General features: G+C 62.6%; 13 protein-coding genes. 4 read left to right on the top strand and 9 right to left on the bottom strand.

What is annotated here, in order from left to right:
• Positions 1-10: 10 nt before the first annotated feature.
• A complete protein-coding gene (locus AC2TC0_RS02955) occupies positions 11-1,573 on the top strand; it encodes an amino acid permease (RefSeq protein WP_484715990.1) in 1,563 nt (520 codons plus the stop codon).
• 55 nt (positions 1,574-1,628) lie between these two features.
• Here AC2TC0_RS02955 and AC2TC0_RS02950 read toward each other — a convergent pair whose 3' ends face one another.
• From AC2TC0_RS02950 to AC2TC0_RS02935, 4 genes are all read right to left on the bottom strand, one after another.
• Positions 1,629-2,888, bottom strand: coding sequence for a multidrug effflux MFS transporter (locus AC2TC0_RS02950; protein ID WP_484715989.1), 1,260 nt, complete (start codon positions 2,886-2,888; stop codon positions 1,629-1,631).
• Between the two features lie 110 nt (positions 2,889-2,998).
• Positions 2,999-3,301, bottom strand: a complete 303-nt coding sequence (locus AC2TC0_RS02945) for a hypothetical protein (protein ID WP_484715988.1) — start codon at positions 3,299-3,301, stop codon at positions 2,999-3,001.
• A gap of 28 nt (positions 3,302-3,329) precedes the next feature.
• Positions 3,330-6,218: a M16 family metallopeptidase gene (locus AC2TC0_RS02940; RefSeq protein WP_484715987.1), complete on the bottom strand. Its 2,889-nt coding sequence runs from the start codon at positions 6,216-6,218 to the stop codon at positions 3,330-3,332.
• Positions 6,219-6,276: 58 nt separating this feature from the next.
• A complete protein-coding gene (locus tag AC2TC0_RS02935; RefSeq protein ID WP_484715986.1) occupies positions 6,277-8,424 on the bottom strand; it encodes an acylase in 2,148 nt (715 codons plus the stop codon).
• A gap of 160 nt (positions 8,425-8,584) precedes the next feature.
• Between AC2TC0_RS02935 and AC2TC0_RS02930 the strand changes: the two genes are divergently transcribed.
• Positions 8,585-10,168, top strand: coding sequence for a leucyl aminopeptidase (locus AC2TC0_RS02930; protein ID WP_484715985.1), 1,584 nt, complete (start codon positions 8,585-8,587; stop codon positions 10,166-10,168).
• Positions 10,169-10,171: 3 nt separating this feature from the next.
• Here AC2TC0_RS02930 and AC2TC0_RS02925 read toward each other — a convergent pair whose 3' ends face one another.
• Positions 10,172-11,512, bottom strand: a complete 1,341-nt coding sequence (locus AC2TC0_RS02925) for an alkaline phosphatase family protein (RefSeq protein ID WP_484716469.1) — start codon at positions 11,510-11,512, stop codon at positions 10,172-10,174.
• Complete coding sequence (locus AC2TC0_RS02920; RefSeq protein ID WP_484715984.1) at positions 11,509-13,788, bottom strand: TonB-dependent receptor; 2,280 nt, start codon at positions 13,786-13,788, stop codon at positions 11,509-11,511. The genes AC2TC0_RS02925 and AC2TC0_RS02920 overlap by 4 nt, the downstream gene beginning before the upstream one ends.
• A gap of 217 nt (positions 13,789-14,005) precedes the next feature.
• On the opposite strand from AC2TC0_RS02920, the gene clpB reads away from it, so the two are divergent.
• Positions 14,006-16,585, top strand: coding sequence for an ATP-dependent chaperone ClpB (clpB, locus tag AC2TC0_RS02915; RefSeq protein WP_484715983.1), 2,580 nt, complete (start codon positions 14,006-14,008; stop codon positions 16,583-16,585).
• A gap of 8 nt (positions 16,586-16,593) precedes the next feature.
• On the opposite strand, the gene AC2TC0_RS02910 is transcribed toward clpB, so the two are convergent.
• From AC2TC0_RS02910 to AC2TC0_RS02900, 3 genes are all read right to left on the bottom strand, one after another.
• Positions 16,594-16,950, bottom strand: a complete 357-nt coding sequence (locus tag AC2TC0_RS02910; protein ID WP_484716468.1) for a hypothetical protein — start codon at positions 16,948-16,950, stop codon at positions 16,594-16,596.
• Positions 16,951-16,980: 30 nt separating this feature from the next.
• Entirely contained in the window at positions 16,981-17,307 is a 327-nt protein-coding gene (locus AC2TC0_RS02905; protein WP_484715982.1) for a hypothetical protein, read from the bottom strand.
• Positions 17,308-17,417: 110 nt separating this feature from the next.
• A complete protein-coding gene (locus tag AC2TC0_RS02900; RefSeq protein WP_484715981.1) occupies positions 17,418-18,608 on the bottom strand; it encodes an aspartyl/asparaginyl beta-hydroxylase domain-containing protein in 1,191 nt (396 codons plus the stop codon).
• Positions 18,609-18,652: 44 nt separating this feature from the next.
• On the opposite strand from AC2TC0_RS02900, the gene AC2TC0_RS02895 reads away from it, so the two are divergent.
• Positions 18,653-19,480: hypothetical protein (locus tag AC2TC0_RS02895; protein ID WP_484715980.1), on the top strand; the 828-nt coding region annotated here is incomplete at its 3' end.

Raw genomic sequence — 19,480 nt, 5'->3', positions numbered from 1 at the left:
GAGACTATAAATGGCGACGAACGGGTCGGGGGGAGTGCTGGCGCGCATGATGGCGCGCAAGAGCATCGCCCAAGTGCAACGCGAAACCGAGAAGAGCGAACTCAAGCGCACCTTGGGCAAATGGAACCTGCTGCTGCTGGGCGTCGGTTGCATCATCGGCGCAGGCATTTTCGTGCGCACCGGCAACGCAGCCGCATTGCACGCTGGTCCGGCGGTACTTCTTTCCTTCGTCGTTGCCGGTCTGGTCTGCGCCTTTGCGGGCCTGTGTTATGCCGAGCTGTCATCAACGCTACCGGTCTCTGGCTCGGCCTATACCTACAGCTACACCACATTGGGCGAATTTGTCGCCTGGGTGATGGGCGCGCTTTTGCTCCTCGAATATGGCCTTGCCGCGTCGGTGGTCGCGGTCGGCTGGGGCGGTTATGTCGTCAGCTTGCTCAATGATTTCGGCATCCACATACCGGAACAATTTACTGGCCCTACCGGCATGACGCTGATGAAAGACGGGGCGCCGGTGCTGATCGATGGTCAGACGGTCACAACCATCTTCAACCTGCCTGCCTTCCTTGTTTGCCTGGCACTCGCGCTCCTGCTTGTCCTCGGCGTGTCGGAATCGGCCAAGGTCAACAACATCATCGTCGCAATCAAGGTCAGCGTGTTGACGGCCTTCATCGTCGTCGGTGGCCTGATCGTCTTGTCCAACTTCACCGAATTGGTGGCCAAGAATTGGACACCCTTCATCCCGGAAAACACCGGCCCTGGCGAATTCGGCCTTGATGGCATCATGCGCGCGGCATCGATTGTCTTCTTCGCCTATATCGGCTTCGAAGCGGTTTCGACCGCTGGGCAAGAAGCCAAAGACCCCAAGCGCGACATGCCGTTCGGCATTATCGGCAGCTTGATCGTCTGCACGGTCATTTACATGCTCGTCGCTGCGATCATGACGCTGCTGGTGCCCTATTCGACCCTCAACGTGCCTGATCCGGTTGCGGTGGTGGTCGATAATTTTGGCCCGACATGGGGCTGGCTTGCCAAGATCATCAAGATCGGGGCGATTATCGGCCTCACTTCGGTGGTGCTGGTGCTGATGTATGCGCAGACGCGCATCTTCTACACCATGGCGCGCGACGGTCTGCTGCCCAAAGTGTTCGCCCGGGTGCACCCCAAATATCAGACCCCCTATGTCAACACACTGCTTGTTGGCCTGATCACTGCCGTGGCAGCCGGCTTTTTCGACATCAACGTCCTCGGCGACGCGACCTCGGTGGGAACGCTGGCCGCCTTTGCCATTGTGTGCCTGTCGGTCATCTTTTTGCGGCGCACTGCCCCCGATCTGCCGCGGGGGTTCAAGGTGCCATTCTATCCGGTACTGCCGGTACTCGGCATTTTGTCGTGCTTCTATCTGATCACCACGGTACCGCCCAAGGTCCTCATCTTCTTTGTCTGGTTCATGATCGGTGCGGTTGCGCTCTACTTCATCTACGGCATGCGCAATTCCAACCTGCAGCATGGCGATGCTCAGGATGATGCGCCTGACATGCCCGAATTTCCGGGCCCGGTTGCTGGCAGCTGAGGTGCGTTTGGAACGCTAACGGAAAAGGGGGCTGCGGCCCCCTTTTCTTTGCCTGTCAGAAATGATCCTTGGGCGCGGTCCCCGGCCTGGTGAACAAGCGCCCCCGCTCGGCCCACAGCACCAGCGCGATACCGATCACTGCCGCGACGGTGAAGGACTGGGCCAGCGGCATCGTCGTGCCGTCGAATTGCTGGCCGATACCGACACCGACCAGCGCGGCGATCAGTCCGCGCGCAAAACCCTGATAGCTGCTGGCGACGCCCGCCATGCGCCCAAAATCCTCCATCGCGATGGCACCGAAATTGGCACCGACAAAGCCGATCAAACCCACATTGAAGGCCAAGAGCAACGTGAACAGCGCCAGCGTCTCGCGCCCGCTGTCCGCCGCCAGCACCTGCAGCAAGGCAAAGGTCAGAAACGCAAACAGGGCGCTGTGCGAGACGCGCCGTGCGCCAAACCGCTCGACGATGCGCGAGTTGGAAAAATTGGCGGCGGCGATGCCTACCGCAACCGCCGCGAACACCAGCGGGAAGGCGCTGCGCGCGTCGAACACCTCGCTAATGATCTGCTCGCTGCTGTTGAGATAGCCATAAAGCGCGCCCTGCATCACCCCGGCGGCGACCATATAACCTGCCGCGCGGCGATGCAGCGTCACCGCAAGCCAGCCCGACGCCATGGTACGCACGTCGAGACTGCGCACATTGGCGGGGTCCAACGTTTCGGGCAGTCGCCGGATCCACAGCAGCATCACAAGCCCCAACGCCGCCATCACCACGAAAATCGCGCGCCAGCTCGCGACCAGCAATATCCCGGCGCCAATCGTCGGCGCGATCACCGGCACCACCATGAACACCAGCATGATGCTGGACATCCGCCGCGCCATCGCATCGCCCGCGAACAGATCGCGGATGATCGCAGTCACCACCACACCCAGCGCCGCGCCGGCCAGCCCATGCCCCAGCCGCAGCGCCAGCATGATTTCAAATCCGTTCACCAGCGCCCCCGCCAATGCCAGCACCGCATAAGCCAGCAGCGCACTGCGCAGCACCGGCTTGCGCCCAAACCGGTCGGCGAGCGGACCATAGAAGAGCGACCCCGCCGCCGTGCCGATCAAATAGACGGCGATGATATATTGCCGGTGATTGTCCACGCGGATGTTCAGGTCGCGCGCCATGTCGGGCAGCGCGGGCAGCATCGTGTCGATGGCCATGGCGTTCAAGGCCATCAGCATCGCCATCATCGCCGTCATCTCGCGCGCGCCGGGCAGGCCGGGGCGTGATTGGGCTGCGGGTGGAACAGGATCGGTGCGAGACATAGGCAGCGGCTATGCGCCCATGTGCCTGTCAGGACCACCCCCGCCGGCAAAGAAAAAGCCCGTGCCAACGATCCGCTGGCACGGGCTGTTCCCCAAAAATCGCTAGCGGATTAACCCTGGCGCGTACCGGTCATCGCCATCGAGCCAAAGGGGCCCGCCTTGATCGAGCCGGTCAGCGTGTCACCATCCACCGTGGCCTCGCATTCCAGCGTCATCGGCATCGGCACCTTCATATTCATCGTCCAGGTCAGCTTGTTGCCATCGACCTTGCCATTTTCCACATCGAGCGCACCCATGGCCCCGGCGTTGCTGCCGGTGAAGCTGTCGCCATCGACATTGACGGTGAAAACCGATTTTTGATCGCCCATCGGCGATTTGGTGACGCAGTCATAGCTGCCCGCGACGTTCGACATTCTTTCTCTCCTCAAAACCGGGTTAGAATCACTGGGCAGGCGCGCCTGCTGCAGGCACCACTTCCACGGGCAGCCCCAGCGCGTCAAGCTGGGGTTTGACCGTCGCGAGGTCGCCCACGACTACATACGTCAGGTCATCGACGCTCAGCGCGGCGCGCGCCGCAGCGTCAATCTGTGCCGCGGTCATCCCGCGATACACATCGGCCAGCTTCTCGTAATAATCGTCGGGTCGGCCAAAACGCGCATTATTCTGCAAGCCGCCAAGCACATCACCCGACGTTTCAAAGCTGCCCGGTAATTCGCGGATATTGCCGTTGGCCATGCGCGTCAGCTCTTCGGGGCTCACGCCCTTGTCGGTCAGCAATCCGCGCAGATCATTCTGCAGTTCGCGGATCGAATCGCCCGTGCGGTCGGCCTGCACCGGAGCCACCGCCAAAAAGGCGACCCGGTCGCGATTGTTCAGCACCTGGCTGCGCACGCCATAAGACCAGCCCTTGGTCTCGCGCAGGTTCATGTTGAACCGCGAAAGGAAGCTGCCCCCGAAAATCTCGTTGGCGGCACGCAGCACCTCCAGGCTATCGGTGCCCTTCGCGGCCAACACCTTGCCCGCAACGATCACCGACTGCGGCGCCTTGGGCCGGTCGACCAACAATATGCGCGGCTGCGGCGCTGGAATGGCAGCAGAAAAATCCTTTTCCGGTTTGGGCGCTGCCGGTGCCTTCCATTGGCCCAGACTAGCATCGAGCAGCTTTACCACTTCTTTCAGGCTGGTGTCGCCGACCACAAAGATGCGCGCATTGTCTGGACGCAACCAGGTGGCGTGAAATGCAGCCAGACTATCGCGGGTTGCCGCCTGCACCGCAGCGGCTTCACCCAGCCCCGATGGGGGGATACCATAGGGATGGTCCTTGCCAAACAGCACCGGCGCAATGGTGCGCGTTGCCAGCGCATTGGGGTTGTTCAGCTCGGCCTGCAGCCGCGTCAGCTGGGTGGCCTTGATTCGCTCCAGTTCCTTGGCGTCGAACGCCGGATTGCGGACATAATCGGCGAGCAGATCGATTGACGCCGCCAGATTGGGCTTGAGTGCGAACAGCGAAAACACCGTCTCGTCACTGCCGGCCGTGCCCGAAATGCGCGCACCGAGCCGCTCCTGCGCTTCGGCGAGGGCCGTGGAATCCCGGGTGGTGGTGCCTTCGCCCATCAGGCTGAGCATCAGCGACTGGGTGCCAAGTGCATTCTTGGGATCGGCGGCATAGCCCGCGTCAAAGCTAACCGCGACATTGACCGTCGGCACCGTCGCGCGGCGCGCAAAGACGACTTCGATACCGTTCTTGAGTTTGCCGCGCTCGACCGCCGGAAAATCGAGCCCTTTGAGCTCGCCTACCGGCGGGAAGGTTGACCGGTCGACCTGCGCCTGCGGATCGAAGGCAGCCTCGCCAAGGGACGGATCGGCATAATATTCGGGCGCGGCCGGATTAGCCTTGACGTCCAGAGCCTCCGGCGTCGCCGCACCGCCACGATTTTCGCCGCCCGCGACGCGCTCGCCGGGTTCATAGGTTAGCGCGAACACGGGGCGGCTCAGCCATTTCTGCATCGCCGCCGTAACACTGGCCGGGGTAGCTGCCGCCATGCGCTCAAGCTCAACCTTGTAGTAGCCTGGATTGTTCGAATAAAGTGCGCCTTCGGCCAGCGCGACCGCCTTGCCCGAAAAGCCGCCGACCGATTCAAGCCCGCCAATTGCCCCGCCAAGGAAGCTCGCGCTTGCGCGCTGCAACTCGTCGGCGCTCGGTCCGCTGGCCATGAAGGCAGCGATTTCTTCGTCGAGCCGCTTGGCGACATGCGCCGGATCGACCCCGGGCTTCACATCGGCCTGCACCATGAAAATGCTGGCATCTTCGAACGGCAGGGTGAAGGCCGACACGCCAACCGCAATCGCCTCGCCGCGCACCAGCTTATTGTCGAGCCGCGACGATGACAGCCCGCCGAGCACTGACGCCGCGAGTTGCATATCGACCGCGTCCTTTTCGTTGAGCCCGCCATAGGTCCACAGCCGATGAATGCGCGTCGTCGGAATCTGGTCCTTCACCGTCTTGGCGAGCGGCGCAGGCAGCGTCGGCACCCCGCCGTTGACCACCGGAATGTCCGGGCCGCGCGGGATATCGCCGAACCATTTGGTCACTCGCTCCTTGGCTGTCGCCACGTCAATATCACCCGCCAGCACCAGCACGGCGTTGTTGGGGCCATAATTGTCGGTGAACCATTTGCGCACATCGTCCATCGATGCCGAGTTGAGGTCGGCCATCGAACCGATGGTGCTGTGGTGATAGGGGTGCCCCTTGGGGAACAGATTTTCCTGAATGTCATAGAAAAGCAGACCAAAGGGCTGGTTGTCGCCCTGACGCTTTTCATTCTGGACCACGCCGCGCTGGTTATCGAGCTTTTCCTGCGTCACTGCGCCCAGCAAATGGCCCATCCGGTCACTTTCCAGGAAAAGCGCCAGATCGAGCGCGCCCGTCGGTACCGTCTGGAAATAATTGGTGCGGTCGAGCCAGGTAGTGCCATTGAAATCGGTCGCACCAACCTGTTGCAGCGGCTCAAAAAAATCATTGGGAGCGTTTTCCGACCCGTTGAACATCAAATGTTCGAACAGATGGGCAAATCCCGTCTTCCCCTTGGGCTCATGCTTCGATCCGACGCGATACCACACGGACACAGCAACCACGGGCGCCTTGCGATCCTCGTGCACGATCACGCGCAGTCCGTTGGGCAGGGTGAAGCTTTCGTGCGGAATCGCGACCGCCTTCACCAGCTCGGAAACCGGCGCGGGCTGCGCGGCCTTGCGTTGCGCCACCGCAGGGGCTGCGACGAGCGCAGTCGAGAGCACGAACGCGACGGCCAGCGAGCGAATGGGGGTCATGGGCATCCTTCCGAATTTTGATCACTGGAGACGAGGCTAGTCAGTGCCGCCTTGCCAATCAAGGGCGATAGCGGCGCACTTTCGTGGCGAACAATGCGCTCGGTTCGAACAGCACAGGCTTCAGCCGTTTTTCGACGAACAGCGGCGCCTGGTCGGCATAATGCGGGCTGTCGGGCCGCGTCGTCGCCGCGCCGAACGGCTGAATGGATTCGGACCTGACATTACCCGCCCGGTCCCAGGTCACGAACATCAGGAAGCTGTCGCCGTGACGCACCTTCAACCGCCCGTCGTCCTCGACATCCCAAAGCGTCGAGGCACGCAGCGTGTCGTTGCCGCCATCGAGGGGCAAATCAACCTTGCCGCGCCGCAGCCGCAGCACTGTGCCAAGCGGCGGGTCAAGCGCGCCAAAATTCTTCTGAAGATGCCCCGCCATTTCGTTCAGCGTTTCGCGCGGGTCGGGTCCTTCCTTCGTGCGCAGATAATGGGCACGGTTGCCCGGGCGCAGCACCATCAGCGCCAGCGCATCGCCCTTACCCTTGCCGTCGAGCGTCCAGTCCCATTGGCGGAGCAGGGCTTGCGCCGCCGCCACCTGCTTGTCGCCCTTGGGATCGAGCGCCAGCAACCTGTCCATCCAGGCCTTGGCATAGCTGGCGTTGGCATAGCCGGTGTCAAACTTGATGGCTTTCAGCCGCGCCTCGTCGATCTGGCCCGATTCCTCGAACAGCTCGATGGCGCGGATCGAACGGTTGGTGACATCATCCTCAACCCCCAGCAACGGCGAGAACGCCGCCGGATCCAGCTCGTCGCCCGGTCCCGCCGCAGCCCAAGGGCTGTTGTTCGCGTTCATCACATAGCCCGAACCCGGATTGACCAGCGCAGGCACGCGTCCAAACGGCAGCGTCCTGGTCCACAAGGCGCGCGGGTCGTCCCCGGGCAGCTCGCCGCGCCAGTTGAAACCTTCGGCGCGGTCGGGGAACATGGCGTTGTAGAACAGCGCAATATTGCCCGCCGCGTCGGCGTAGATGAAATTGGTCGCAGGCACGCCTTGCCCCGCCATGGCCGCGCGCCATTCGGCGAAATTCTTCGCTTTGTTCAGCCGATAATATTGTTCGACCATTTTCAGCTGGTCGATCCCGGCATAGCGTATCGCAAATGCGCCGCGCTCGTTAATGATCACCGGCCCATGCACCGAGCGGTGGATGGTGCGCGGCACGGGAATGACGAACGGCCCCCATTTCGCCTTGAGCCAAACGCGTTTGATCGTCAGCGGCAGCCATTTACCACCGAAGCGATAGCGTTTGCCCTCCGCATCCAACGTCAGCTTGTAGATATCGATCAGGTCCGGCCGGTTGACCGTGTTGGTCCAACCCAGAAACTTGTTGTGACCCAGAAATGGATAGGGCGAGCCCGGAAAATTGGCCCCTGCGAAATCCCATCCCTCTTTGCTGTGCACCACCAGTTCGTACCAGGCGACCCCGCCCTCCCACGGCTGGTGCGAGTTGGAAACGAGGCGCGTCGCGCCATCGGCCGAGCGCGCTGGGGCGACGGCGAACGCGTTCGATCCATTGTCCGGGGCATCGCTGCCGACCGGTGTCGCCCCGCTCTTGGGCGCGCCCGCCGTCGGAGTAAGCACTGGCCCACCTTCGCGCCCGCGCGGCTTGCCCTCGACCAATGCGCCCAGCGTCTGGTCGAGCCCAAAGAAAAAGGGCGAGCGCAGGACAAAGCCCGCCACCACATCCTGCCCCGACACTGGGAACAGCCGCGCCATCCGCACCTCGTCGGGATGCTTATCGGCAAAACGGTTGAGACCGGCGGCATAGGCGTCGAACAATATACGCACGTCGGCGGGCAATTTATCCCAGTCGCGGTCCACCGTGCTGCGGATATCCAGCAAATGCGCAGCGAAATCGATCTTCGCCCCGTCGGTGCCCAGCATCGCCCCCGCGCGCCCGCGCGTCATCGCCAGCACTTCCTGCAACGTCGCAAAATCATCCTCGGCATGGGCATAAGCGACGCCGTAAGCGACATCGGCATCGGTATCGCCAAAGATGTGCGGTACGCCAAAACCGTCGCGGACAATTTCGACATTCTTGGGAGTGTAGGTCGCAGCGACCGTCTGCCTGACGCTGAGCGGTTCCCACAGCGCCAACCCGCCCGACACCGCAAGCAACAATAGCAGCAACCCGATCGCAGCTTTGCGCAGCATTAACTCACTCTCCCATGCTTTGGCGTCTTCATGCGGACGCTGTCGCCGGTTGGCAAGCCACGGTTGTTTGTCGACGCCATCTTGCGCATCGTGACAGCTTGATTACCAAGCGCCCATCAATGGCCATCCCATAAGGTCAAAGCCCAGAGGAGAAATTTGAATGCGCATCCGTTTTGCGCTGCTTGCCAGCTGTCTTGCCGTTTCGCCATCCGTTCCTTCCGTTCAGGCGCAGGATTTTGTCGGATCGGGCGTGGCCCCCGCGACTGTCGGCCACAGCGCAGAGCGGCCTATTGCCTTTGCCGACAGCGCAGTGGCGGGCGGTGCGCTCGTCATCCTGATGACCGATGCATCGTTGCCCGCACTGCCCGGCATCGCGATGACCGAAGCCGAGCGCGCGGCGGTAACGGCAGCCATTGCATCGGCCAAATTTGAAGGCAAAGCAGGCAGCACATTGTCGCTGCGTGGGATTGGCAACCACAGCCGTATCCTGCTGGTCGGCACCGGCACCGCGCCGAAAATGCTGGCGCGCGCTGAGGCGGGCGGCAAGGCAGCGCAGGAGCTGCGCAGCGAGGCAGCGCCCGTGACAATTGCTGGTGCATTCACCGGCACCGAGGCCGCCGATGTCGCCTATGGCTTTGCGCTCGGCCAATACCGTTTTGACCGCTACAAGACGGTCGATCACAAGACCCCGCCTGCAGATGCGGTGACCCTTGTCGGCGGCGATGTTGTCGCCGCACGCGCTGCCTATATCAGCCGCCAAGCGCCGCTGGTTGACGGCGTGCGACTGTCGCGCGACCTTGCCAACGAGCCCGCCAATGTCATCTACCCTGAAAGCTTCGTAGCGGAAGTGCGCAAAGCGTTCGGCAACACCGCAGGCGTGTCGATCGAAGTGCTCGACGAGGCCGCGATGCGCAAGCTCGGCATGGGCACGATTGTCGGGGTCGGTCAGGGCAGCCCGCGCGGGTCGCGTATGATGCTGGTGCGCTATCGCGGCCCCGGCAGCAATGCCGCGCCGCTAGCGATGATCGGCAAAGGCATTACGTTTGATAGCGGTGGTATTTCGCTCAAGCCCGGCGCGGGGATGTGGGCGATGAAGGGCGACATGTCCGCCGCCGCATCGGTGATGGGTGCAACGCTCAGCCTCGCCAAATCGCGCGCGCCGGTGCATGTCGTCGCGGTCGCGGCGCTCGCCGAAAATATGCCCGACGGCAATGCCCAGCGCCCCGGCGATGTCGTGCGCACCTTATCGGGCAAAACCATTGAAATGCTGAACAGCGATGCCGAAGGTCGCCTCGTTCTGGCCGACGCCAATGAATATACTGCGCGCCAATATACGCCGCGCGCCATCGTCAATATGGCCACGCTAACGGGATCGATTGTCGGCGCGCTCGACGACCAGTTTGCCGGGCTGTTTGCGCGGGACGAGGCACTCGCCGCCAAGCTGCTCGCGGCGGGCGAGACCAGCGGCGAGCGGCTGTGGCGCATGCCGCTGCACCCCAAATATGCCGAACGGATGAAGTCGGACATCGCCGACATCCGCAACATCGCGCCGAGCCAAGGCCCCGGCGCCAGCCTCGGCGCGCATTTCATCGGCTTTTTTGTCGATGAGAAAATGCCGTGGGCGCATCTCGACATCGCCGGGGTCAATGACACGAGCAGCGGTTCGGCGCTGGTGCCCAAGGGCATGACCGGCTTTGGCGTGCGCCTGCTTGACCAGCTCGCCCGCGACGCGGAAACGCCCTGAGGATTACGGTATTAGCGCCTGGACTTCGGCGTCGGGCAAGGCGACGTCCATGATCCGCGCGAGCGTCGGGGCAATGGCGCGCATGTCGACATCGCCCAGATTGCGCCCGCGCGCAATGCCGGGGCCCATCAGCATGAAGGTCGAACGCATGAAGCGTGCATCGGGGAAATAGCCGTGCGTGCCCTTTGACCCCGATGGCCCGACCAGCGGCGCATCGGCGCCCTTGAAGCCGCCGGCGTAGGCATTGGAAGCGAAATTGACATAGAAGCTCGCCGCCGGATTGCCGCCCATTTTGGCGATCGCGGCGGCATCGGCAATGCGTGCGATGCGGTTGGCGGGGTCGGCCTTCAGCTTCGCCAGCACATCGGCGACCCGCGCGCGCAGTACCGCATCCTCCGGCCGCGCCAGCATGATCGCCGACGATCCCCCCGAATTCCAAGGACTCGCGTCCCAGCTGGCGATCTTGCCCTTGTCATCCAGCCTGATCAGCCCGGCGTCGATGAAGGCGCGGTACAGATTGACCTCGGTATCGACACGCGCGAAGCCGTGGTCCGATGCAACCGCGATGACGCTGTCCGGGTGCGCGCGCCGCTGCGCCGCCACCAGCTTGCCAACAATGGCGTCAATGCGCCGCAAAATCGCATGTGCCTGCGGCGTGTCGGGTCCCTCGCCATGCTGCTCATGGTCAAGCGCAGTCAGATAAACGGTGATGAAATAGGGCTTTTCGCGTTCGATGAGCGCAGCCGAAAATCGCCCGCGCGTCTCGTCGCCGGTGATGCTTTCATCGATGCCCGGCGCATAGTCGCCAAGGCCGGCTTCCAAAGATTCAACCAGCCCGGGTGTCGCCAGCGCCTTGACCAGCTTGGCGTCATCGCTGTGACCGGTGCGCCATATTTGCGGGATGTTCCAGCGCACGCTGCGCGCGGCCACGCTGACCGGCCAGTGCACACTGGCGGTGGTCCGGCCAGCTTTCGCCGCCGCATCCCACAGCGTCGGCACCTTATAGTCGCTGGCATACCAGTACCAACCGCTCTGGTTGATCTGCATAGGATCGAAAGTCGTATTGCCGATAATTCCGTGCTTCGCCGGACTGACGCCCGTCACCAGCGTCGCGTGGCTCGGGTAGGTTACGGTGGGCAGCACGCCGATGACGCTGCTGGCATAGCTGCCTTCGGTCACAAAGCGCTTGAGGTTGGGAATTTCGATCCCACGCGTGTCGGCCTCGATGACATCGGCGGGTTGCAGCCCGTCGATTGCGATCAGCAGCACCGGCTCGGCCAGCGCTGACGACGGGAGGCTGCCGATCAGCAGCAGCCCCCCGATCACCAGTGTCCGGTCCATCAGAAACCCGCGCGCAGCGTCACGAAGAATTGTTGCGGCGCGCCCGCTAGCAACGTCTGGTTATCGCCGCTGTTGCCGAACCCGTTCGAGCCGATGGTCGCGACATAGCGTTTGTCGAACAGGTTGGTGGCGTTCAGCTGAATCTCAACCGGCTCGCGCGCACCAATGTCGAAGCGATATCCCAGCGTTGCATCGACCAACAACCGCGAGCCAACCGAACGGTCGTTCAGATAGTTGAAATAGCGCTTGCTGTTGAAATTGGCCCCGACGCGCGCGAAAATCGTTTCACTGTCATAGGCGACCTCACCGCGCAGCAGATGCTTGGGTGTATCGACCACCGTCTTGCCATCAGTCGCGGCGACAACCACGCCTGCCGCATTGACGACATCGTCCTGATAGGTGGCATCGGTATAGCTGTACGAGGCAAACAGCGTCACGCCATAGCCAAGGCGGATGTCACCCGCCGCTTCGAAACCATAAGAGCGCACCGAGCCGACATTCTGGAGCACCGACGGATTGCCGACGATCCCGGCGCCGGTGGTGATACCCAGCAGGCGGTTGCGGAAGTTGACCAGATAAACCCCAACCACGGCATTGACGGTGCTGTCGTTGTAGCGCGCACCCAGTTCATAAGTGTCGGTTTCTTCGGGCTTCAGCGTGCTGCGGATCGCATCGAAGCCCGCCTGTGTGGTCGAGAACGGCCCGCTGGTGGTCGACGAGACAAAGGCGCGCGTGGCTTGCGTGAAGCCGCCAAACACCTCGGCATTGTCATTGATTTTATAGGCGGCGCCCACGTGCGGCTGGAACCAGTCGGTGACGCTGATCTCGCCCGTCGCACGCCCGCCCTGAACGATGGCGTTGGCCTCGTTGCGGACATCAAAGCCCTTCCAGCCGATGTTGACGGTCAGGTCACCAAGGTCAATCTTGTCCTGCACATGATATTGAAAAGTCTGGGTATTGAAGTCAATTTCCCACTGGGTGAAGAAGGGATTTCGGGCAAAATCACGGTGGTTGTAGCCCGGATTGGTGCGGCTGGCATAGGCATAGAAGCGCCGCGCCTGGATGAAATCATTGTTCTCGAACCAGGCACCTGCGGTGACCGTGTGCATCCCAACCTCGGCTGACAGATTGGCAAACACCCCCGTGCGCTGCAGGTCATATTCGGTCGTCCGCACCGACAGCGGTACGCCATTCGGGCTGGGGACATAGGGCGTGCCCCAGGTGCCTTGACCGTCATTCTCGTGATAGTAGGCCTTGACCTTGATGCTCGCGCCTTCGGCCACCGGCAGGGTCAGCCCGACCGCCGCCAGCGTGTCCTTGCGCAGGCCAGAGGCGTCGTAATAGGCGTCATCGACCGTCTGGATCGGCGAAGGATAGACCGTCCCCGCCGCCGGATTGGATGGCGTCGCACCTGAATCACCGCGGTTGGCAGCAATGTCCGCAACCAGCACGGCCGTCGCATAGTCTGGGAAGAAATTGTCCCAATCATAACCCAACCGCGAAATCATCTCGAGGCTGAGATCCTGATAGTCCTGCTCGGCGCGGTCGCTATAGGCGAAATAGGCGTCAAATTCGACGCTACCCACGGGCACGATGGCTTTGGCGTTGACCGTCCAGTTGCGCTGCGACCCGTCGCCCTTCCACTTCTCAGCATCGTGATAGACGCCGGAGATAAAGGCACGCGCGCCGTCGGCGCTGCCGATGTTGAACCGCCCGAAACCGCGAATGGTGTTTTCCGACCCATAGGTCGCATCGACATCAAGCCCGATGGTGTCGAACGGATCGACCGAGAAAAATTCCAGCGTGCCGCCCAGATTGTTGGTCGAATTCGCCCCGATCGAACCCGCGCCCTGCGACACGCGCGTCACGCCGAGATTTTCGGGCGCGATCGCGCGGCTGATGTGCAGGCCATTGTTGTTGCCATAGGTAAAATCGCCCAGCGGGATGCCATCAAGCGTGTAGCCCAGCTGATTCTGATTGAAACCGCGGATCGAAATGCGCTGCGACCATTCATAATTGCCAAATGGATCGGCCGACTGAAAGTTGACTGAAGGCAGCTTTTCAATCGCTTTGAGCGGGCTGGTACCCGCGGCCAAAATGGTCAGCGCCGCGCTGTCCAATTCCTGCACCTGCCGCGTTTCGCCGCGGCCATAGACGACAATTTCGGCGTCACTGGCCTCGGCCTCGGGAACCGGGGCGACGTCTTGGGCAGCGGCAGCGACCGGCACAAAGGTGGCAGCGGTTCCAAGCAAGGCAATGATATGCGACTGGATTTTCATATTGGTCTGGCCCCTATCAAAATTGCCGGTGCAGGCCCTCTGCACCGTCTGGCGGAGGCGGCGCTAAGCCCGCAGTGTGACGACACCAGTTGCAAATCGGGACGTAATGATGACGATTGAAATAGCAAAATGTGACAAGTCACCGCCGCACCGGCCAACCCCTTGTGTTGCAAAGACGCAACACTATCTTGTCGGCTGAGAAAGGGGCCAATCGTCCATGAACCTCGAAAAATTTACCGACCGCGCCAAGGGTTTCCTGCAAGCCGCGCAAACCATTGCTATCCGGCTGAACCACCAACGCATTGCGCCCGAGCATATCGCCAAAGCGCTGTTCGACGATAGCGAGGGCATGGTCGCTGGGCTGGTCACGCGGGCGGGCGGGGATGCCAAGGCGGCGCGGTCGGCGATTGACGCGCTTGTCAGCAAAATTCCCGCTGTGTCGGGATCGGGCGCGCAAGCGACGCCGGGGCTCGACAACGATGCCGTGCGTCTGCTCGACGCAGCCGAGCAGGTGGCGACCAAGGCAGGCGACGGCTTCGTCACGGTCGAACGACTGCTGCTCGCGATGGTGCTGGCCAGCGGCACGCCGCTGGGCAAGATTTTTGCCGATGTGGGCGTGAAGCCTGAGGCGCTCAACGAAGCCATCAACGCGCTGCGCGGCGGCCGCAGTGCCGATAGCGCCAGTGCCGAGGATCGCTATCAGGCGCTCGAAAAATTCGCCCGCGATCTCACCGCCGTTGCGCGCAGTGGCAAGCTCGACCCGGTCATCGGTCGCGACGAGGAAATCCGCCGCACGGTGCAGATATTGGCGCGGCGGACCAAGAATAACCCGGTGCTGATCGGCGAACCAGGTGTCGGCAAGACCGCAATCGCCGAGGGGCTAGCGCTGCGCATCGCCAATGGCGACGTGCCCGACAGCCTGAAGGGTCGCCGCTTGCTGTCGCTTGACCTGGGCGCGCTGATCGCCGGGGCCAAATATCGCGGCGAATTTGAAGAGCGGCTCAAGGGCGTGCTCGATGACGTCAAGGCCGCCGAAGGCGAAATCATTTTGTTCATCGACGAAATGCACACGCTGGTCGGCGCAGGAAAAAGCGAGGGCGCGATGGACGCGTCGAACCTGCTCAAACCCGCGCTTGCGCGCGGCGAGCTGCATTGCATCGGCGCAACCACGCTCGACGAATATCGCAAACATGTGGAGAAAGACGCCGCGCTGCAGCGCCGCTTTCAGCCGGTGTTCGTCGGCGAACCGACCGTTGAAGACAGCATTTCGATCCTGCGCGGTCTGAAGGAGAAATATGAGCTGCATCATGGCGTGCGCATTGCCGACGGCGCGATCGTCGCCGCCGCCACCCTGTTTCACCGCTATATTTCCGACCGCTTTCTGCCCGACAAAGCCATCGACTTAATGGACGAGGCGGCGAGCCGGATCCGCATGGAGGTGGAATCAAAGCCCGAGGCCATCGAAACGCTCGACCGCCGCATTATCCAGATGAAGATCGAGGAAGCCGCGCTGTCGAAAGAGAGCGATGCCGCATCAAAGGAGCGGCTAGCCGCGCTACAGTCGGAGCTCGCCAATCTGGAGCAGCAGTCCGCCGAGCTGACCCAACGCTGGCAAGCCGAGCGCGAAAAGATTCACGCTGAGGCCAAGATCAAAGAGGCGCTCGACGCCGCACGCAGCCAGTTGGAGCAGGCGCAGCGCGCGGGCGACCTCGCCAAAGCCGGGGAGCTGTCTTATGGCACTATCCCGACGCTCGAGAAGCAACTCGCCGAAGCCGAGGCCGCGGCCGGCAACGCCATGCTGCGAGAGGAGGTCACCGCCGACGATATCGCCGCCGTGGTCAGCAAATGGACCGGGATTCCGGTTGACCGCATGCTGGAGGGCGAGCGCGAGAAATTGCTGACAATGGAAACAGCGCTCGGCCAGCGCGTCATCGGCCAGGCCGAAGCCGTTCGTGCCGTGTCCACCGCGGTGCGCCGCGCGCGCGCAGGCCTGCAGGATCCGAACCGTCCGCTGGGCAGCTTCCTGTTCCTCGGCCCTACGGGCGTTGGCAAGACCGAACTGACCAAGGCTTTGGCAGGCTTCCTGTTCGATGATGACACCGCAATGGTGCGCATCGACATGTCCGAGTTCATGGAAAAGCACAGCGTTGCGCGGCTGATCGGCGCGCCGCCGGGCTATGTCGGCTATGAAGAAGGCGGGGTGCTGACCGAGGCCGTACGCCGCCGGCCCTATCAGGTGGTGTTGTTCGATGAAGTTGAAAAGGCACACGGCGATGTTTTCAACATCCTGCTGCAAGTGCTCGACGACGGCCGCCTGACCGACGGGCAGGGGCGCACCGTGGATTTCACCAACACGCTGATCATCCTGACCTCAAACCTCGGCAGCCAGCATATCGCCGCGCTCGCCGACGATGACCCGGTCGAAAAGGCCGAAGCGGCGGTGATGGAGCAGGTCCGCGCCCACTTCCGCCCCGAATTTCTCAATCGGCTGGACGAGATCGTGTTGTTCCACCGGCTGGGACAGCAGCATATGGGCGGCATCGTCGATATTCAGGTAGCGCGCGTGCAGAAACTGCTCGCCGACCGCAAGCTGACGCTTGATTTGACAGATGCGGCGCGGGCGTGGCTGGGGCGTGTCGGCTATGATCCAGTTTATGGCGCACGGCCCCTCAAGCGCGCGGTCCAGACCTATCTGCAAAACCCGCTCGCCGACCTGATCCTCAAAGGTGAAGTTGTCGGCGGCATGACACTGAAAGTGGACGAAGGCGACGGCGGGCTGGTCATCCAGCCCGCCTGAGGCAGTGCTCAGCAGCCGCCGTTGTTACGGCAGTCCTGAAACTTGGGCGCAAAAGCATCGGCGGTGTCGCGGACATTGCGATTGCCCTTTTCCCAGCTTTGCGCCCATTGCTCGTTGGTCCGGCACACCCGCGCTTTTTTCACCAGCGAGCCGGTTTCCTCAATTTTGCGGCATTTAATGAAATCGGGATGGCGCAGTTCCAGCCCCTCATTATGCGCGGCAATCTCGGCATTGGTCATCGCCGATGGCGGGCCTTCGGGGATTTTGCGCGCAATGGTCGGCGCGATCCCTTCGCTGGCCAACGCAAGGGTTGGCGATGTGGCAATGGCCAAAGCCCCGACCACCGTGAATATGCGTCCAACCATTTTCACGCCCCCCGTTCCTTAGAATGACCGTCAGTTCGACGTCAGCGACTTGTTGGTCATCGCATCGATTGTGTCGCGCGAATTCTGGTTGCCGACGGCAAATGCCTTCTTCCATTCCTCATTGGTGCGGCACACCCTTGCCTTCTTCACCAACGAGCCTGTTTCCTCGATCTTGCGGCATTTGATGTAATAGGGATGGCTGGCGTTCAGACCTTCATTATAGGCCGCAATTTCCTTGTTGGTCATGGCCGAGGGCGCTTTTTCGGGCGGGTCGCGGTCGAGCGCTGCATCGTTGGCAAGCGCGAAAGAAGGTGCCAATGCCAGAAGCGCTAAAGCGGCGCAGGAGAGATTTTTCATGGATAGCTTGTCCTTGATTTCAGGCCGTCCGCAATTGTCCAACCGTTGAGGCATCGTTGGTAACATCTTGCCGCCGCGAATGACACGCCATTTTCGACGAATGACGGTGCTCAGCCAGTAGGCAGCATGCTGAAACCGGTCGCATCGGCGGCCGCATAATAGGCCGTGATCATTGCCTGCTCGGCGGCGCTCAGGTGCGGGTTCCACACATCGCAAATCAGCACGGCACGCAATTCATCGCTGTCATTCCACGCTTCATGTTCGATCGTATCGTCAAAGGCGAAGGCTTTTCCTTCCACCCACGCCCGCGTTTCGCCGCCGACGCGAAAGCCGCAGCCCGGCGGGACAATCAACGGCAAATGAACAATTGCGCGCGTGTTCGTCACTCCAGTGTGCGGCGGAATGCGCGCGCGTGGGCGCAGCAGCGAGAAAAAGGCCGAGGGGGATCGTCCGGCAATGCGCGATCCCGGGATTGCGGCCAGCGCGGCTGCGGTCGCCGGACAACGATCGAGCACTAACTGATTAGGCACACCATATTCCCACAGGAAGCAAGCCCCCCAGTCGAGGCGGTTGTCGAGCCCGGACCAGATGCTGTCCGGCGCCCCTTCGCCCATGCGCACATAAGGGCGCAACGCATCGCCCGGGTCGGCGAGCAGCGCCTGCAATTCCTCCCGGATCGCCGCTGTCGTCGCCTCGAAAGCGGCGAACCAGGGAAAATGATGATCATCGAAAAACTCGTCGGCCGGCAAAAAGGGATAAAATAGCCCCGCGCACTGATTCTGATAAACCGGTCGCCCTTTCAGCGCATGCGCCGCAAAAGCCGCGCCGCGCCGAGCGCTGGCCGGATCGGCGTCGGCAAGCATCGGCGCCAAAGCTTCATCGACGGCAGCGGCGATGCCTGTGGTTGCGCGGGCGATGTAATCGCGGCCATGCTGGATCAGCGGCACAAGCGGCGGCGGCAGAGGATTAAGTCCCGCCGCCAGCTGCACCGCTGCGTTCCATGCGGCAAGCGCCGACGCGTTTTCCCCTTGGCGTTCGTGCAGTTCCGCCTTGCGCAGCCACGCCATGAAATCGCGCTGGTCGATGGCAATGGCCGCCTCGAGCGCTGCGCGCTCGCCTGCGTCGTCATTTGCCAGCCGATAGGCCGACGCCAGATTGCGCTGCAACGCACCCGAGCGCGGGTCGGCCAACACGGCTTCGCGAAAATGTGCGGCGGCGGCTGAACCGTCGCCGGCCTGCAACGCGGCCATGCCGAGCCGGTTGGCGGCGGCAGCCGCGGGATTGGGTGCAGGCATGGCCATGCCCCGTGCTTGCCATCGCGCGCGCGGCTGGGCAAGGTCTAGCCATGGCATCCCGCCCCGATCTGAGCGCCATAATGCATTCGCCCGAATGGCTGGCGCACCGTTATGACGAGGCGCAGGACGCCTTTCAGTTCCGTCGCGTCGAACGCACGGTCCATGCCAGCGTGCCGTTCCTGTCGGACCAGCATTTGGGAACGGCCGATCCGCTGGTTATCCGGCGCGACGAGATCGAGGCGGCCTTGCCGGACTCACCGACCGCGCCCACCCATTTCCTGTTCCATTCGGCATATTGTGCGTCGACCATGCTGGTGCGCTTGTTCGACCAGCCGGGGCGCACCATGGGGCTATCAGAGCCGCAGCTGCTTAACGATATGACCGGCTGGCGAAGGCGCGGCGCGCCCATTCCCGACCATGCCGCCGTTATGGGGACAGCGCTCTCGCTGCTGGCGCGTCCCTTTCCGGACGAAACGGCGACCATCGTCAAGCCGTCAAACGTCTTTGCGGCGCTGGCCCCCGCCGCGCTGGCGCTGCGGCCGCAGTCGCGCGCGGTGCTGCTTTATGCGCCGCTCAAGGATTTCTTGCTGTCGGTGGCGCGCAAGGGGCTGTGGTGCCGTCTGTGGTGCCGCGAGTTGTTGGAAGGCTATTTGCAGGATCGCTTTGTCCAGCTGGGGTTCGATCCGCGCGACTTTTTCCGCCAGTCGGACCTGCAGGTCGCCGCCGTCGGCTGGCTGGCGCAGCAGGCCGCCTTCGTGCGGCTCGCCGAACGCTATGGACCGCGCATCGCGACGCTGGACAGCGTCACCCTGACGCGCGATCCGGTCGCAGCGGCGGCCGCGGCCGCCCGCCATTATGGCATCGCCGGTCTCGCCTTT

This window comes from Sphingopyxis sp. sgz302558 (assembly GCF_057220455.1).
Note: the sequence above shows the minus strand (reverse complement) of the source record. Positions and strands in the feature narration are given on the sequence as shown.

What these genes read in the sequence shown, in the direction of transcription:
- AC2TC0_RS02900 (WP_484715981.1), bottom strand. Translation starts at nt 18,608, where the DNA reads ATGGCCATGCCTGCACCCAATCCCGCGGCTGCCGCCGCCAACCGGCTC.
- AC2TC0_RS02950 (WP_484715989.1), bottom strand. Translation starts at nt 2,888, where the DNA reads ATGTCTCGCACCGATCCTGTTCCACCCGCAGCCCAATCACGCCCCGGC.
- AC2TC0_RS02905 (WP_484715982.1), bottom strand. Translation starts at nt 17,307, where the DNA reads ATGAAAAATCTCTCCTGCGCCGCTTTAGCGCTTCTGGCATTGGCACCT.
- clpB (WP_484715983.1), top strand. Translation starts at nt 14,006, where the DNA reads ATGAACCTCGAAAAATTTACCGACCGCGCCAAGGGTTTCCTGCAAGCC.
- AC2TC0_RS02935 (WP_484715986.1), bottom strand. Translation starts at nt 8,424, where the DNA reads ATGCTGCGCAAAGCTGCGATCGGGTTGCTGCTATTGTTGCTTGCGGTG.
- AC2TC0_RS02920 (WP_484715984.1), bottom strand. Translation starts at nt 13,788, where the DNA reads ATGAAAATCCAGTCGCATATCATTGCCTTGCTTGGAACCGCTGCCACC.
- AC2TC0_RS02955 (WP_484715990.1), top strand. Translation starts at nt 11, where the DNA reads ATGGCGACGAACGGGTCGGGGGGAGTGCTGGCGCGCATGATGGCGCGC.
- AC2TC0_RS02930 (WP_484715985.1), top strand. Translation starts at nt 8,585, where the DNA reads ATGCGCATCCGTTTTGCGCTGCTTGCCAGCTGTCTTGCCGTTTCGCCA.
- AC2TC0_RS02940 (WP_484715987.1), bottom strand. Translation starts at nt 6,218, where the DNA reads ATGACCCCCATTCGCTCGCTGGCCGTCGCGTTCGTGCTCTCGACTGCG.
- AC2TC0_RS02910 (WP_484716468.1), bottom strand. Translation starts at nt 16,950, where the DNA reads ATGGTTGGACGCATATTCACGGTGGTCGGGGCTTTGGCCATTGCCACA.
- AC2TC0_RS02945 (WP_484715988.1), bottom strand. Translation starts at nt 3,301, where the DNA reads ATGTCGAACGTCGCGGGCAGCTATGACTGCGTCACCAAATCGCCGATG.